We start from the raw sequence: 14,283 nt of genomic DNA, 5'->3' as shown, positions 1-14,283 counted from the left end.
CCGCAGCCCCGGCGGCGAGGCCGCCGTTCGTTTTCCGTAAGCACGTCGGAGCACCGGCGGGACGCGCCGGGGCGCTTCGATGGACGCATGGAGACCGAACCCGCCGAGCCCGGCACACCGGCCGCTCGCCACCGCTACGACCCGCCGCTGCCCACTCCCCCGTCGTTCCTGCGGCGCGGGCCCTTCCGCGAGGGGGCGTTCACCTCACCGCTGCACGAGCCGCGGACGGTGGTCGTCGTCGGCCGCTGGCTCGGCGTGGCCCTCCTGGTCTGCTTCCTGACCGGCCTGGCCAGTCATCTGCTCCAGGACCCGCCCGGCCGGCTCGCGCCGCACCTGCCCGCACGGCCGGTGAACGGCTACCGGGTCACCCAGGGCCTGCACGTGATCAGCGGTCTGGCCGCGATCCCGCTGACCGGCGCGAAACTGTGGGCGGTCTACCCGCGCCTCTTCGAGTGGCCACCGGCCCGCAGCGTGCTGCACGCCCTGGAACGGCTCGGCATCGCCGTCCTGGTGGCGGCCGTCCTGCTGGAGCTGTTCACCGGCCTGCTGAACACCCTGCAGTGGTACCCGTGGCCGTTCCCGTTCCGGCAGACCCACTTCTGGCTGGGCTGGCTGGCGACCGGCGGGCTGCTGGTCCACCTCGCCGTCAAGGCGCCGGTCGTCACCGCGAACTGGTGGCGCCGGGCCGCCCCGGCCCTGGCGCAGCGCCGCGCGTTCCTGACGGCCACCACCGCCGCGGTCGGCGCCGTCACCCTCACCACCGCCGGGCAGACCGTCCCCTGGCTGCGTGCTCTGGACCTGCTGGCTCCGCGCCGCCCCGATCTCGGCCCCCAGGGGCTGCCGGTGAACCGCACCGCCGCCCAGGCCGGGACGGTCACCGTGCCCGCCGACTGGCGGCTGCGGGTCGACGGGCCCCGGCCGTACGAGCTCACCCTCGCCGAACTGGGCGAACTCCCCCAGCACTCCGCCGAACTGCCGATCTCCTGCGTGGAGGGCTGGAGCGCCGGCGCCCGGTGGACCGGGGTCAGGGTGGCCGATCTGGTGCGACGGGCCGGCGCCCCGCCCGGCTCGGCGGTCCGGGTCACCTCGCTGGAGGCCGAGGGACCGTACCGGGTGATGGAGATGCCCGCGCCGTACGTCGACGATCCGCTCAGCCTGCTCGCCCTGCGGGTCGACGGCGAAGTCCTGGCCGCGGACCACGGGTTCCCCGCGCGGATCATCGCGCCCAACCGGCCCGGCGTCCTGCAGACCAAGTGGGTCGAGCGCATCGAGGTGATCGCATGACCGCCGCCGTCCGCGCTCTGCTGCTGGCCGCCGGCCTCGCCCTGACCGGCTACGGCCTGTCCGGGCTGCTCGGCGACGCGTACATCACCGACCCGCTGGACGTCCTGGTCTGGGCGGTCGGGGGGCTGGTGCTCCACGACGGGCTGTGGGTGCCGCTGGTGTGCCTGCTGGGCGCGTTCCTGGTGCGCGGGCCGGTGCTGCGCGGCTGGTTGGTCGTCGCGGCGGCCGTCACCGCCGTCGGGCTGCCCGCCGTCCTGCGCGCCGACGACGACCACGACAACCCGTCGTTGCTGCCACTGCCCTATCTGCGCAACTGGCTGCTGGTGCTGGCCGCCACCGCCGGGCTCGCGCTGCTGCTCGCGTTCGCCGGGCGGTGGCGGCGTCGGGACCGGACCCTCAGGAGCCGGGACCGGGCCGTCAGGCGCCGGGCACCCCGGGAAGGCCGGTCGTGAGACCGTCCAGGGTGTGCGGGCAGGGGCACTCGCGCACCGCCGGGAGCCCCTCCAGCGCCTTGAACAGCACGGTGCGCAGCCGGTCGACGTTGCGGGCGAACTCCTTCAGCACCTCGGCGTGGGTGACGCCCTCACCGCTCTCCACCCCGGCGTCGAGATCGGTGACGAGGGCCAGCGAGGTGTAGCAGAGGCCGAGTTCGCGGGCGAGGACGGCCTCCGGGTGCCCGGTCATGCCGACCACCGACCAGCCGTTGGCGGTGAACCAGCGGGACTCGGCGCGGGTGGAGAAGCGCGGGCCCTCGATCACCACCAGGGTGCCGCCGTCGACCGGCACCCAGGCCGCCTCCCGGGCGGCGTCCATCGCGACCTGCCGCCCCGCCGGGCAGTACGGGTCGGCCATCGACACGTGCACCACCTCCGGCACCGTGCCGTCCGGCAGCGGCAGACCGTCGTAGAAGGTCTGCGGCCGCCCCGAGGTCCGGTCCACGAACTGGTCGGGGACGAGCAGCGTGCCCGGCCCGTACTCCGGGCGCAGCCCGCCCACCGCGCACGGCGCGACCACCTGCCGCACGCCCAGGGTGTGCAGCGCCCACAGGTTGGCGCGGTAGTTGATCCGGTGCGGGGGGAGCCGGTGGCCGCGTCCGTGCCGGGGCAGGAACGCGACCCGGCGGCCGGCCACCTCTCCCACGAACAGCGCGTCGCTCGGTTCGCCGTACGGGGTGTCCACCCGCACCTCGGTCACGTCGTCCAGCAGCTCGTAGAGCCCGGAGCCGCCGATCACGCCCAGCTCGGCGCTCGGCAGGACGTCCTGGTCGACCGTCATCCCGGTCCACCTCTCTTCTCGGGAACAACCTCCCGGCCACTGTAGGAAGGGAGCGGACCGGAGGCGGGACAGCGGGCCTTACGAATCACGAACGTCCCCGCGCCGCCGGTGCGGGACCGAGGCCGACGGGGACGTCCACCCCGTCGGCGGGCCCTTCGGTGCCGGATCGGTGGGGCGGGTGCGCCCGATGGCGGCCAGGACGAACGTGACCGAGATGAGGAGGGACCAGGCTCCGAGCTTGTCCGGTCCGACGGGCTGCCAGCCGTGGAGTTGGTAGGGGTAGCGCCAGGCTCCGAAGTACGTCGCCATGTTCTCGGCGACCCACAGGAAGAATCCGATGAGCGCGAAGGACAACAGCAGCGGCATCCGTCGCCGGGTGGTCTGGACGGTGTAGCGGACGCAGGTGCCCGCGGTCGCCAGCGCGAGCAGCCCGGCCAGGACCCACCGGGCGTCGGGCAACCAGTGGTGGCTGAAGAAGTTCACGTAGATCAGGGCGGCCACGGCGGCCATCGCCCGGGGGCGGTACCGAACGAGTTCCAGGTCGAGCAGGTGCCACGCGCGGCAGACGTAGCTGCCGACGGCCGCGTAGAGGAAGCCTCCGTACAGCGGGACACCCGCGAACTTCAGGACCGCCGGCTCCGGGTAGCTCCACGATCCCAGCTGAACCTTGACCAGCTCGAAGGCCAGGCCGATGCCGTGGCACGCGGTGATGACGGCGATGTCGCGGCCGCTCTCCCAGCCACGTCGCCAGAAGAGGAGGGTCAGCAGAACGCCGTAGCAGAGCAGCAGGTCGTACCGGGCGACCGGGAGGGCCGGCAGGACCCGTGACACGGCCAGGCCCCCCAGCAGGGCGGCGGCGAAGGCGGACGCCCGGGTCTGGGACCAGGCGAATCCGAGCAGCTGCCTCATCGGCGGAGCGAGTCGGCCGGTTCTCATGAAGCCGCCCGGCCGAACGCGGGGACCGTGCGGACGGCGTAGGCGGCCGGGCAGCCGGATCGGGGGCGGCGGGGCTTGGGTCTGGGGGTCACTGTGCTCCGTCAGGGAGGGGTCGGCGCCCATGGCGGCGGAAGGCGTGTCACCGGTTCGGTCACCACGGTGATGAGGTGGTGACCCGGGCGACCGGGGCACGCACCCCGCCGGTGCCCACCAGGGCCTGAGCGGCGGGAATCCGAACAAACCGCTGCCGGCCGGGGCAGTGGACACGCTGCCAGCTGGGCGGGTGTGCGCCATCACTCCCAGGTATCGCCGGCATACGCCCCAGGTGCCATGTCCGGCTCCCCCTCACGGCCTACGCCGGAGCCGACACAGGGTCCCCGGAGAGCGCGGCGACGGCCACCGGGCCGACCCGGGCAGCGCGGCCGACGCCGGTGGCAGCGGAATCCGGCCGGTGATGGTGTGCGCGGTGGCCGGCTCCGTCGCACGTCAGGTACGCGGCCGGCACCGAGCGGTGGACGCGGGGCCGCGCACCTGCCGGTCGGCCGGGGCAGCGACGGACCGGCAGCTGGCCGGAAACCACCGAGCCGAGCGTCATAAGGACTCACATTCCAACAGGATTTGGAACTTGATGGCTACTATTCCAACACCGCCACTCCGGGGTCCGCTCCGGAGCTGTCGACGCTGCATGCAGCTCCGACGCCGTCCCCCGTCGCCACCGCAAGGGCGACCTGGCGCCCGCTTCTTGTCATGGTCATGACTTGAGAGTGGCCTGCATGCCGCCCCCGCACCGTCCAGAGCCGCAGCAACCGTGCCCCGCGTCCCACCTGACGCATCACCGGCCGGATGCCCGCTGCGCCGCACCCTGCGGCGCAGACCCGTGCCCGTCCGCACCCGCGGCCGGCAGGCAAAGGAGTGCTCGTGAAGCGCAAAGCCCCCGCCCACAGTCTCGCCGCCCTCGCCGTCACCACCGCCCTGCTGGTGACCGGCGCCCCGGCGGTCACCGCACAGGCGGCACCGCCCGCCCCGGCGCCGACACCCGCCTCCGGCCGCAGCGCCGCACTGGCCGCGGCCGACCGGCAGGGCGCCGCCGTCGCCCGCCACCTCGGGCTCGCCCCCCAGGAGAAGCTCGTCGCCAAGGACGTCGTCCTCGACCCGGACGGCGCCCGGCACCTGCGCTACGAACGGACCTACTCCGGGCTCCCGGTCCTGGGCGGCGACCTGGTGGTGCACCAGGCCCCGGACGGAACCCTGCGCGGTGTCGACCGCGCGTCCGACGCCGCCCTGGCCGGCCTCGGCACCTCCCCCGCCCTGAACGCCGCACGGGCCCGGGCCACCGCACTCGACGCCCGGCCCGGGGCGACGGTCAACCGGCCGCCCCGGCTGGTGGTCTGGGCGGCCGACGGCGCCCCGCGCGTGGCATGGGAGACCGTGCTCGCCGGGACGGCCGACGACGGCGGCCCGAGCAAGCTGCACGTGATCACCGACGCCGCCGAGGGCACGGTGATCCGGACCTTCGAGGGCGTGCAGACCGGCACGGGCCACGGCGTCCACGTCGGCGAGGTCCCGATCGGCACCACGCCCGCCGACTCCGGGTACCAGCTCAAGGACGGGGCGCGTGGCGGGACCTACACCACCGACATGGGCAACGGCTCCGCCGGTGGCGGGTCCCTCTTCACCCGGTCCACCGACAACTGGGGCGACGGTCTGCCGTCCAACCGCGAATCGGCGGCCGTCGACGCGCACTTCGGCGTCGCGGCGACCTGGGACTTCTACAAGAACACCTTCGGCCGCGCGGGCATCCGCGGCGACGGGGTCGGCGCGTCCAGCCGGGTGCACTACGGCAACGGGTACGTCAACGCGTTCTGGGACGACGACTGCTTCTGCATGACCTTCGGCGACGGCGACGGCAACGCCCGCCCGCTGACCTCCATCGACGTCGCGGGCCACGAGATGACCCACGGCGTCACCGCCGCGACCGCCAACCTCACCTACTCGGGCGAGTCCGGCGGCCTGAACGAGGCCACCAGCGACATCCTCGGGACCATGGTGGAGTTCTACGCCGACCTGCCCGCCGACACGCCCGACTACCTGATCGGCGAGAAGATCGACATCCGTGGGAACGGCAGCCCGCTGCGGTACCTGGACAAGCCGTCCAAGGACGGCCGTTCCGCCGACTACTGGCGCCGGGGCGTCGGCGGCATCGACGTCCACTACTCCTCCGGCGTCGCCAACCACTTCTTCTACCTGCTCTCCGAGGGCAGCGGCGCGAAGACCGTCAACGGCGTCGCCTACGACAGCCCCACCTACGACCACTCCACGCTCAGCGGGATCGGCCGGGACAAGGCCGCCGCCATCTGGTACCGGGCGCTGACCGCCTACATGACCTCCACCACCGACTACGCCGCCGCCCGCGCCGCCACCCTGCACGCGGCCGAGGACCTCTACGGCTCCGGCGGCGGCGAGTACTCCGCCGTCGCCGCCGCCTGGAGCGCCGTCAACGTCGGAGCGGCCCTGCCCTCCTCCCCCGCGCTCACGCATCCGGGCGACCAGGTCACCGCGCTCGGAACGGCGGTCGACCTGCTGATCCCGACCGCGGGAGGCTCCGGCACGCCCACCTACGCGGCGGACAACCTGCCGGCCGGCCTGTCGATCGACGCCGCCACCGGACGGATCACCGGCACACCCGGCACGGCCGGATCGACGACCGTGACGGTGACCGCGACGTTCCCCTCCGGCGCGGCCGCGAGCACCAGCTTCACCTGGGCCGTCACCGACGGCGCCGGCCCCTGCCCGTCGGCGCAGCTGATCGGCAACGCCGGCTTCGAGAGCGGGGCGGCGCTGCCGTGGGCGGCGACGCCCTCCGTGCTCGACGCCGACCCCGGCCAGGCGAGCCACGCCGGTTCCTGGAAGGCCTGGCTGGACGGCTACGGGTCCAACCACAGGGACACCGTCTCGCAGACCGTCACCGTCCCGGCGGGCTGCCGGGCGACGCTGACCTACTGGCTGCACATCGACTCGGCCGAGACCACCCCGTCCGCCAAGTACGACCGGCTGAGCGTCACGGTGAACGGCCAGGAGGTGGCCGCCCACTCGAACCTCGACCGGGCCGCCGGCTACACCCTGCGCACGGTCGACCTCTCGGCCTACGCCGGACAGAGCGTCACCCTCGCGTTCACCGGCCGGGAGGACGGCTCCCTCCAGACCAGCTTCGTGCTCGACGACATCACCGTCTCGACCGGGAGCTGACCCACGGCGGGCCCCTGCCCCCGTGGACGTCGTGGTGGCGCACCGCCGGAACGTGCTCGCAGCGTTCCGGGGAGCGTCACCACGGCGGTCCCGTCCGCGCCGCCCGGCGGACCGAACGGCGCGTCGCAGCACCCGCCCCCGGACTTCTGACACATCGCCAATTCATCGACCGGGCAAGGGAATTCCGCATTCCCACGCTTCAGGACCTCCGCGCGGACACCGGGCCCCGCCCGGCCGGGACGATCACGCCCCAGGGGGCGGGCGGACCCGGCTCGCGTGCGCGCCGCAGGCGCGAACCGACCGGCGCAGCGGTGCGGTTCCGGCCGTTCCGGACTGCGACGAGAGCTGTTCGCGTGCGCCCCGTGACAACCGGTAGCCGTGTGAACGGTCAAAATCTGTCATCGAGACGGCCGCCCGAGGGCCCGGACAGGCCACTGGCACGTGCCATCAGCTGCTGCGCGGCATCGGACTCCGGCGATGGTTGGTGTCCGTCCGGACGGCACCCGAAGCCCGGACGGATGCCGCCGGGGCACCGGTGGCGGGATGTGGCGCGGCGCGCGTGCGCCCCCGTTGGCGGGCGAACGGCCCCGCTGATTGGATGGCGCCCAGCCGACCGGCGAGAGCATGTCCACGTCAAACGAAAGGAACTGCCATGACTGACGTCTACGAGCCCCCGATGCTGATCGAGCTGGGCGACTTCGCCGAGCTGACCCGGGGCTTCATCATCGGCGACGTCTTCGACGGCCACGGCTTCTACCTCATCTGAGAGGCCCGGACGATGAGCGGTCACCCGAGGACCTGGTTCGTGGTCCTACCGGACACCGAAGCACCCTCGGCCGTGGCCGCGGTGCAGGACACGGGCGCGTCCCGTGTCCTGCACCACCCCTCGGGCCGGCCCTGGATCGTCGGGGACTGGTCCGCGACGGAGCTCGTCCACGCGGCGGCCGGCGGGGTGCACGTGGCCGTGCTCGGCCACAGCAGCGCCGACCTCACCACCCTGCGCCGCCATGTCGAGCGGCCGGACGGCGCCGACATCGGCCCGCTCGCGGACCGGCTGGACGGCAGCTTCCACCTGCTGGTCAGCGCGCACGGCACGGTCCGCGCCCAGGGCACCCTCTCCGGACTGCGCCGGCTCCACCACGCGCGGCTGCGCGGCGTACCGGTCCTCGCCGACCGGGCGGACGTCCTCGCCGAGTTGACCGGGCAGTCCGTCGCGACCGAGCGGCTGGCCCTGCGCCTGCTCCACCCGCTGCCCCACCCGCTGACCCTGCTCCCCCTGTGGACCGGCGTCGCATCGGTGCCCTACGACCACAGCGCGCTGCTGGCCCCGGACGGCCCCGTACGCACCGTGCGCCGCTGGCGTCCGCCCGCGCCCCGGCGCCCGCCCGCCGAGGCCGCCGAAGCACTGGGAGCCGCGCTGGAACGGGCCGTCGCCGCTCGCACCGCCTGCGGCGGACTGGTCGCCAGCGACCTGTCCGGCGGCCTGGACTCCACACCGCTGAGCTTCCTCGCCGCGCGAGGGCCGGGCGAGCTGCTCACCGTCACCTTCGGCTCCGTCGACCGGCTGCACGACGACGCCCGGTGGGCGGACGCGGCCGCCGCCGAACTGCCAGGCTCCCGCCTCCTGGTGGGGGCCGACACGCTCCCCGCGATGTTCGCCGGCCTGGAGCATCCGGGTGAGCAGGGCGACGAGCCGTTCGCCTGGACCAGGACCCGGGCGCGCGACGAGCACGTGGCCCGCGAACTGGGCACCCGCGGCGCGCGGTTGCGGATCAGCGGCGAAGGCGGCGACGAGGTGCTGCAGCTCATGCCCGCCCACCTGCGCATGCTCGCGCGCCGCCACCCGGTCACGGCGGCACGACAGTTGCACGGCCACCGGGCCCGACTGCGCTGGCCGCTCGGCCGGTCGTTGCGCGCGCTGGCCGACCGACGGAGCTACCGGGACTGGCTGGCCGACGCGGCCGAGCACATCGAGGCCGTCACCCCGCCGCCCGGGACGACGCTGCTGGGCTGGGGCATGCCGCCGCGCCTGCCCCCGTGGGCCGGCGCCGAGACGATCCGCACCGTCCGGGCCCAGGTGCTCGCCGCCGTCGCCGGCGCCGAGCCGCTCGCTCCCGAACACGCGCAGCACCAGATGCTGCACATGGTGCACCACAGCGCCGCGGCGATGCGGCAGGCCGTGGACCTCACCGCCCGGGTCGGCACGCCGTACACCGTGCCGTTCCTGGACGACCACGTGCTGGAGGCCTGCCTGGCCGCCGACCCCGCGCTGCGCGGCACCCCCTTCGCCTACAAGCCGCTCCTGACCCGCGCGGTGGCCGGCGTCGTGCCCGCGCACCTGCTGCGCCGGCCGGGCAAGGGCGACTTCAGCCCCGACGCGCACGAGGGCCTGGCCCGCCACCGCCGCCAACTGGCCGACCTCACCGAGCGGAGCGCGCTGGCCGAGGCCGGGCTGATCGACGCCGCCTCGCTGCGCCGGGCCTGCGTCGGCCTCTACCCGCCCGGCACCTCCTACGCCGCGCTGGACGCGACGCTCGGCTGCGAGCAGTGGCTCCGCGCGCGGACCGCCCACCGCACGGCCCCCGCCCCCGCCCCCGCCTCCGCCTCCGCACACGGCGGACGCGGGACCGGCGGACGCACCGCAGGTACGAGCACCGAACCGATCCCTGGAGGGCACTGATGGCAGCGAGGCTGCGCGCGGACGTGACGCTGACCGAGACCGAGACGGGGGGCGTCCTGCTCGACGAACGAGCCGGCCGCTACTTCCAGTTGAACCGCACGGGAGTCCTGATCCTCCACACGCTGATCGACGGGCGCTCGGTGCAGCAGGCCGCCGAGATCCTGGCCGAGCGCTACCCGGTCACCGCCGAACAGGCCCGCACCGATGTGGACAGCCTGCACCGGAGCCTCACCGCCGCCGGGTTGATCACCGAATGAGCCTGCCGCACGCCGACCCGCTCCCCCGACCGCCCTGGCGCAGCCGTCCCGCCGTGCTCACCGCGATCGCACTGGCCCGGGTCCTCGAAACACTGCCGCCGCACCGGATCCGCCGGCTCCTGCTGCAGCTGCGGCGCGGCGCCCGGCCGGCCACCCCGGCACAGGCCGGCGCAGCCCGGCAGGCCGTGGTGGCGCTCAGCGTGCGCTGCGCCGGTCAGGGGTGCCTGCAACGCTCACTGGCCGCCGCCCTGCTCTGCCGCCTGCACGGCAGCTGGCCGACCTGGCGCACCGGTGTGCGGCTCGCCCCGTTCCGGGCGCACGCCTGGATCGAGGCCGACGGCGCCCCGGTGGGCGAACCGGCCGAGCTGGCACACTTCCGGCCGGTGATCACGGTCGCACCGGCGAACCGCGGCGCCGCCGAACGAGCGGCGCGGTGACGCCCGGGCCCGTCCACGGCGCCGCACAGCACCCGGACGCGGGCCCCGCCGGCCCGGAAGGGGGGCCGACCGTCCTGCCCGCAGTCAGTGGGCGGGCCGGGCGGGCGGCGGGAGTGACTCCGGGGCGCGACCCGTCCCGTGGTTGTAGCGCGGTGTACGTGTCGCTACGCTGCGGCCATGAAGCAACTGAACGTGCGGTTGGACGACGAGGCGCACGAGGCGCTCGAACAGCGTGCGGAAGCCGCGGGGATGTCCCTGCCGGACTACGCGCGCAAGGTCCTCGCCGAGGAGGCCGACGAGCGGCGGGAGCGGTTCCTGACCGCGGCGGCGCACTTCTCGCAGGCGTGGGCACCCGCGTTCGAGGCCGAGTTCGGCCCCTACCCGCGCAGCGGGCGTGCCGGGGCGGCGGACGCCGCGTGATCCTGCGCGTCGACCGGGCCTGGCTGCTGGACATCGCCCACCAGTTCCTCCCCGCCGATCCCGACATCACCGACTACGGCACGCTGGCCGCCGCGATCGCCCGCCACCTCGACGAGGTCATGGACGTACCCGTCTACGGCTCCGTCCACCAGCGGGCCGCGGCGCTCATGCACCAGCTGATCCGCGTACCGGCCCTCGAGTTCGCGAACGAGCAGTTCGCCGCGGTCGTCGCCGCCTCCTACCTCGCCGGCTCCGGCGTCATCGTCACCGCCGAGCCCAAGCAGGCCGTCGAACTCGCCGGCCGGATCCGCGACGGACAGGCCGACGTCCGCGAGACCGCCACCGCCATCCGCACCTGGTACCGCTGACGACCTCCGCCCGCAACTCCCGCGCGCGGCCGCCGGGCCCGGGGTGCGCCTGCCTCTCCCTCGGGCCCGTCCCCGAGTGCTCCGGTCGGGGCGGACAAGCTCGCTGACGCTCCGGAACCGGACTCGGACCCCCTGCCGCAGACACGGCACGGGGGTCGACGCGTCCAATGGAACGGGTTTGATCATCCGACCGGGGTGGTCGGTTGCCAGGTGAGTTCGAGGGCGCCGTCGACCGTGGGGGCGCAGGGCCGTGTGGATCCGCCGAGGCTCGCGTGGTCCAGGAGGACCGGCGCCCCGGTCTCGAGCGCGTTGGCGATGTCGTGGAGCATCGCGGTCACCGAGGCCCACTGGGGAGTGTCCAGGGCCCACGTCTCGTGGTCCCAGAGGAGCACGGCGCCGTGCGTGTCACCGGGCCGGAGATCGACGATCAGGCCGTCGCCGCCGGGACCCAGCGCGATCGGCATGTACTCGCGCAGGTAGCGAGCCTCGGGCTGCCCGTTCTCGTCGAACGACTCGCCCTCCTGCTCGGCGACCGACAACCAGATCGCGTGGGTCTCCAACGCCTCCCCCAGCGGGACCGGAGCGAACTCGCCCGGCATCCAGTGGCTCTCGACGGCGTCGGGCAGCAGCCACCACGCCCGCAGGTCGGCCGGCAACGGAAGGCCGAGGTCCGCCTCGAACGCAGCCAGGCGCGCGCCATCGGTCATCGGCCTGGCCGATTCCGGCCGGACATGGGCGGCGAGCCAGGTGCTGATGCGGCCCCATGCGGTCGGGACATCGTGATCAACTGTTGTCATGGCGGGCAGTCTGCCCCATCCGGCGATGACGGGGCCGACCGCCGGAACCGTCGAGGACGCGGGCCGGAAGCAGCCGGTCGGGCCGCGGCCAGCACCGCCGGGCCCGCCGCACGACGACGCCCCGGTCTACCAACCGCCGGAGGCGGTGTTGAAACGGCGGGAGGCGGTGGACACATCGGCGGTCCGCACCGGCGGGAGGTCGGAGCCGGAGGTGCTGACACGGGCGCCGCCCCGGCCCGGAACCTCCTGGCGGCCGGCCGACTCGGTGCTGGCCCGCCAAGGGGCGGACGCCACCTCGGGAGCCGCCGGCGGGCGCGGGTCCTCCCGGTCGATCCGCAGCACCAGGCTGCGGCCCCCGGGACCGCCGACCCCGTCGCGGTCGGTGCAGCGGACCACCTGGCTGCGGGTGGCGCCGTGCTCCTCCCACCGACCCACCACGGCGCGGACACTGGGTCCCCAGTCGCCCTGGTACTCGTACTCGACGGCGAGGTCCCAGTCCTCGGCATCGATCAGCTCGCTGGCGCCGAGGACCCCCGGCACCACCACGGTTCCACCGCCCCGGACGGTCACCACGGCGCGCTGCGGCCACTCGGCCTGCACACCGGTCACCGTGATCCGGTGGGCGCCTCGGTACTTCGGCATCGGTCACTCCCGCGGGCTGGTTCGGCTGATCCGTACTCCTCCTCCCTTCTACGGCCGGCGACCCGGCCAGGGTTCGACCCGGACACGACGGGCCGGTGCCGACGGGGATCCGCGGGACGACCTCCCGCCACGGCACCGGCCGGGCGCCGGGGCGCTCCCCCGGGGGCGGGGCCGTCCGGACGCCGCCCCCGGAGGCCGGCGTCAGTAGGCCAGGATGTCCCAGTGGCTGCCCTCGTTGCAGTACAGGTTGCCCGAGGCCGCCTTCCACTGCGGGTAGCCGTCGCCCCGGTAGCCGATGTAGGTGAAGCTGTTCTGGATGTAGCCGTCGATGCAGGAGTTGCGGGAGATGTCGACCTTGTAGCCGTTGTAGTGGCTGTAGGTGCCGGAGGCGTGGCCCACCTCGGTGCCGCCCGTGATGTTGATGGCACAGCCGCTGGACTGCTTGAGGGTGATGATCGTGCTCACCGTGCCGGAGTTGATCTGCTCGAACGAGGTGCAGGTGGAGTTGGACCGGGTGGTGCAACCGCCGCTGGAACTCCAGGTGATGCCGGCGTTCCTGAACTGAGCGGCGGCCGTCGACTGCGACACCTTGGTACCACTGGCGCCGGCCGTGGGCGCGGAGACGGCGAGCCCGGCCATGGCCAGGGCGACGACGGTGACTGCGGTGCGGGGCTTCATCTGCTCTCCCGGTGAGGACGGTGGACCTCGGACAGGGGCACCCCCGCTCGTCACCGACCGGACACGCCGGCCTCGGCCCGCCGGGCGGGCAGTCGAGCGCCGGACGGGCAGGGCCGACCGGGCAGGGGGTCGTGCAACGTGCCGTGCGGCAGTGCTGTGACGCGGCCGTGCTCCGGCGCCCGGGCGACGGAGGATCCGCCCGGCCCCGATCGTGTCCGCAGGGATCGACAGGGCCCCGTCGGCCAGCACGGTGACAGGACGACAGACGGCCCCGAGGCAGGGCACACCCTGGCGAACGGTGCCAGACCCGGTACGGAAACCGTGCGGGAAGCGGTACGGGTCTCCAGGATGACCCGAGGCCGTCTATGCGAGTAGACCCCGCCCTGTGAATTTCGCATGGCGGCCACGTATCCGAAATGCGCAGACGCCCCACCCTGCGAAGAGAGCAATACGATCACGTGGGTCGCGTCTGCCTACTTGGCGATCTCCCGGGTCGTCGCGCGGTCGCCGAGCGGGGCGAGGAGGTTGATCAGGTCGGTGTCGTCCTCGCGGCACTGCAGGCCGAGCACGGCGGCCCCCAGCGGCGGGCACATCTGCTCAACGGTCAGTACTTCGCTGATCCGGTGCTCTTCTCCGATCCGCGCCAGCCCCGAGGCGGCCAGCACCAGGGCGTCCACCTTCCCGGCGTCAAGAGCGGCCAGCCGCAGGTTCGCCGTCCCACGGATCGGCACGAGTTCCAGGTGGGGGTGGCTGCGGGTGAGCTGGGCGACACGCCGCACGGCCGAGGTGCCGACCCGGGTGGCGGGCGGCAGGTGGTCGAGCGTGAGGCCGCCGGGGTGGATCAGGGCGTCTCGGATGTCCGCCCGCTCGGGGTAGGCCGCGAAGACGGTGCCCGGGGTGACCAGCGGGTCACCGGACACATCCTTCATGCAGTGCACCGCGAGGTCGCAGACCCCGCTCAGCAGGGCCTCCTCGATGTCGCCGGTGAAGGCGCCCCTGTCGTGCAGCTCGGCCTGTTCACCGGGACCGCGGTCGCCGGCCGCGACGAGGAACACCAGTTCGGTGTCCAGGTCGGCGTGGAGGGCGGCAAGGTCGGCACGGACGCGGGCGACCTGGACGAGCGACATGGCCGAGGCACGGGCGCCGATGCGGATCGTGCGGCGGGGGGGAGGGCATTCGATCTCCATTCACGATTCCGACATACCGTCGGAATAAGGTCGGGTCATGTTCGAGTAGCATGCGGTCAACATCTGCTCAGATGCT

Annotated in this window: 15 protein-coding genes; 9 read left to right on the top strand and 6 right to left on the bottom strand. The window is 74.0% G+C overall.

What is annotated here, in order from left to right; all coding sequences use genetic code 11:
* Positions 1-87: 87 nt before the first annotated feature.
* Positions 88-1,284 carry a molybdopterin-dependent oxidoreductase gene (locus ACWDRR_RS38675; RefSeq protein WP_449776975.1) on the top strand — a complete coding sequence of 399 codons (1,197 nt, stop codon included), beginning with the start codon at positions 88-90 and terminating at the stop codon, positions 1,282-1,284.
* Positions 1,281-1,736 (top strand): hypothetical protein, encoded by a 456-nt coding sequence (locus ACWDRR_RS38670; RefSeq protein WP_449776974.1) that lies wholly within the window; start codon positions 1,281-1,283, stop codon positions 1,734-1,736. Before ACWDRR_RS38675 ends, ACWDRR_RS38670 begins: the two co-directional genes overlap by 4 nt.
* Here ACWDRR_RS38670 and ACWDRR_RS38665 read toward each other — a convergent pair.
* Together ACWDRR_RS38665 and ACWDRR_RS38660 are read right to left on the bottom strand one after the other, a co-directional pair.
* Entirely contained in the window at positions 1,702-2,559 is an 858-nt protein-coding gene (locus tag ACWDRR_RS38665) for an S-methyl-5'-thioadenosine phosphorylase (protein WP_449776973.1), read from the bottom strand. The genes ACWDRR_RS38670 and ACWDRR_RS38665 overlap by 35 nt on opposite strands.
* 78 nt (positions 2,560-2,637) lie before the next feature.
* On the bottom strand, positions 2,638-3,468 hold the full coding sequence (locus ACWDRR_RS38660) for a DUF817 domain-containing protein (RefSeq protein WP_449776972.1): 831 nt from the start codon (positions 3,466-3,468) through the stop codon (positions 2,638-2,640).
* Positions 3,469-4,338: 870 nt separating this feature from the next.
* On the opposite strand from ACWDRR_RS38660, the gene ACWDRR_RS38655 reads away from it, so the two are divergent.
* From ACWDRR_RS38655 to ACWDRR_RS38625, 7 genes are all read left to right on the top strand, one after another.
* Complete coding sequence (locus tag ACWDRR_RS38655; RefSeq protein ID WP_449776971.1) at positions 4,339-6,741, top strand: M4 family metallopeptidase; 2,403 nt, start codon at positions 4,339-4,341, stop codon at positions 6,739-6,741.
* A 652-nt stretch (positions 6,742-7,393) separates the two neighbouring features.
* Positions 7,394-7,507 (top strand): lasso RiPP family leader peptide-containing protein, encoded by a 114-nt coding sequence (locus tag ACWDRR_RS38650; protein ID WP_449776970.1) that lies wholly within the window; start codon positions 7,394-7,396, stop codon positions 7,505-7,507.
* 39 nt (positions 7,508-7,546) lie between these two features.
* A complete protein-coding gene (locus ACWDRR_RS38645; RefSeq protein ID WP_449776969.1) occupies positions 7,547-9,421 on the top strand; it encodes an asparagine synthase-related protein in 1,875 nt (624 codons plus the stop codon).
* Positions 9,421-9,678, top strand: coding sequence for a lasso peptide biosynthesis PqqD family chaperone (locus tag ACWDRR_RS38640; protein WP_449776968.1), 258 nt, complete (start codon positions 9,421-9,423; stop codon positions 9,676-9,678). The genes ACWDRR_RS38645 and ACWDRR_RS38640 overlap by 1 nt, the downstream gene beginning before the upstream one ends.
* A complete protein-coding gene (locus tag ACWDRR_RS38635; protein WP_449776967.1) occupies positions 9,675-10,115 on the top strand; it encodes a lasso peptide biosynthesis B2 protein in 441 nt (146 codons plus the stop codon). The genes ACWDRR_RS38640 and ACWDRR_RS38635 overlap by 4 nt, the downstream gene beginning before the upstream one ends.
* 177 nt (positions 10,116-10,292) lie before the next feature.
* The gene (locus ACWDRR_RS38630; RefSeq protein WP_449776966.1) at positions 10,293-10,535 is read left to right on the top strand and encodes a plasmid mobilization protein; all 243 of its coding nucleotides are present in this window, start codon (positions 10,293-10,295) and stop codon (positions 10,533-10,535) included.
* Positions 10,532-10,903 (top strand): fic family toxin-antitoxin system, toxin component, encoded by a 372-nt coding sequence (locus tag ACWDRR_RS38625; RefSeq protein ID WP_449776965.1) that lies wholly within the window; start codon positions 10,532-10,534, stop codon positions 10,901-10,903. The genes ACWDRR_RS38630 and ACWDRR_RS38625 overlap by 4 nt, the downstream gene beginning before the upstream one ends.
* Positions 10,904-11,085: 182 nt before the next feature.
* Here ACWDRR_RS38625 and ACWDRR_RS38620 read toward each other — a convergent pair whose 3' ends face one another.
* The 4 genes from ACWDRR_RS38620 to hemC form a co-directional block, all read right to left on the bottom strand.
* Positions 11,086-11,700 carry an SMI1/KNR4 family protein gene (locus tag ACWDRR_RS38620; RefSeq protein WP_449776964.1) on the bottom strand — a complete coding sequence of 205 codons (615 nt, stop codon included), beginning with the start codon at positions 11,698-11,700 and terminating at the stop codon, positions 11,086-11,088.
* A 126-nt stretch (positions 11,701-11,826) separates the two neighbouring features.
* Positions 11,827-12,342 (bottom strand): hypothetical protein, encoded by a 516-nt coding sequence (locus tag ACWDRR_RS38615; RefSeq protein WP_449776963.1) that lies wholly within the window; start codon positions 12,340-12,342, stop codon positions 11,827-11,829.
* A gap of 201 nt (positions 12,343-12,543) precedes the next feature.
* Complete coding sequence (locus ACWDRR_RS38610) at positions 12,544-13,020, bottom strand: hypothetical protein (protein WP_449776962.1); 477 nt, start codon at positions 13,018-13,020, stop codon at positions 12,544-12,546.
* 473 nt (positions 13,021-13,493) lie between these two features.
* Positions 13,494-14,207, bottom strand: coding sequence for a hydroxymethylbilane synthase (hemC, locus tag ACWDRR_RS38605; protein ID WP_449776961.1), 714 nt, complete (start codon positions 14,205-14,207; stop codon positions 13,494-13,496).
* Positions 14,208-14,283: the final 76 nt, after the last annotated feature.

This window comes from Kitasatospora sp. NPDC003701, assembly GCF_053587085.1.
Note: the sequence above shows the minus strand (reverse complement) of the source record. Positions and strands in the feature narration are given on the sequence as shown.

Coding starts and splice junctions, on each gene's coding strand:
- ACWDRR_RS38670 (WP_449776974.1), top strand. CDS start 1,281: ATGACCGCCGCCGTCCGCGCTCTGCTGCTGGCCGCCGGCCTCGCCCTG.
- ACWDRR_RS38640 (WP_449776968.1), top strand. CDS start 9,421: ATGGCAGCGAGGCTGCGCGCGGACGTGACGCTGACCGAGACCGAGACG.
- ACWDRR_RS38630 (WP_449776966.1), top strand. CDS start 10,293: ATGAAGCAACTGAACGTGCGGTTGGACGACGAGGCGCACGAGGCGCTC.
- ACWDRR_RS38620 (WP_449776964.1), bottom strand. CDS start 11,700: ATGACAACAGTTGATCACGATGTCCCGACCGCATGGGGCCGCATCAGC.
- ACWDRR_RS38615 (WP_449776963.1), bottom strand. CDS start 12,342: ATGCCGAAGTACCGAGGCGCCCACCGGATCACGGTGACCGGTGTGCAG.
- ACWDRR_RS38655 (WP_449776971.1), top strand. CDS start 4,339: ATGCCCGCTGCGCCGCACCCTGCGGCGCAGACCCGTGCCCGTCCGCAC.
- ACWDRR_RS38650 (WP_449776970.1), top strand. CDS start 7,394: ATGACTGACGTCTACGAGCCCCCGATGCTGATCGAGCTGGGCGACTTC.
- ACWDRR_RS38675 (WP_449776975.1), top strand. CDS start 88: ATGGAGACCGAACCCGCCGAGCCCGGCACACCGGCCGCTCGCCACCGC.
- ACWDRR_RS38635 (WP_449776967.1), top strand. CDS start 9,675: ATGAGCCTGCCGCACGCCGACCCGCTCCCCCGACCGCCCTGGCGCAGC.
- hemC (WP_449776961.1), bottom strand. CDS start 14,207: ATGGAGATCGAATGCCCTCCCCCCCGCCGCACGATCCGCATCGGCGCC.
- ACWDRR_RS38665 (WP_449776973.1), bottom strand. CDS start 2,559: ATGACGGTCGACCAGGACGTCCTGCCGAGCGCCGAGCTGGGCGTGATC.
- ACWDRR_RS38660 (WP_449776972.1), bottom strand. CDS start 3,468: ATGAGGCAGCTGCTCGGATTCGCCTGGTCCCAGACCCGGGCGTCCGCC.
- ACWDRR_RS38610 (WP_449776962.1), bottom strand. CDS start 13,020: ATGAAGCCCCGCACCGCAGTCACCGTCGTCGCCCTGGCCATGGCCGGG.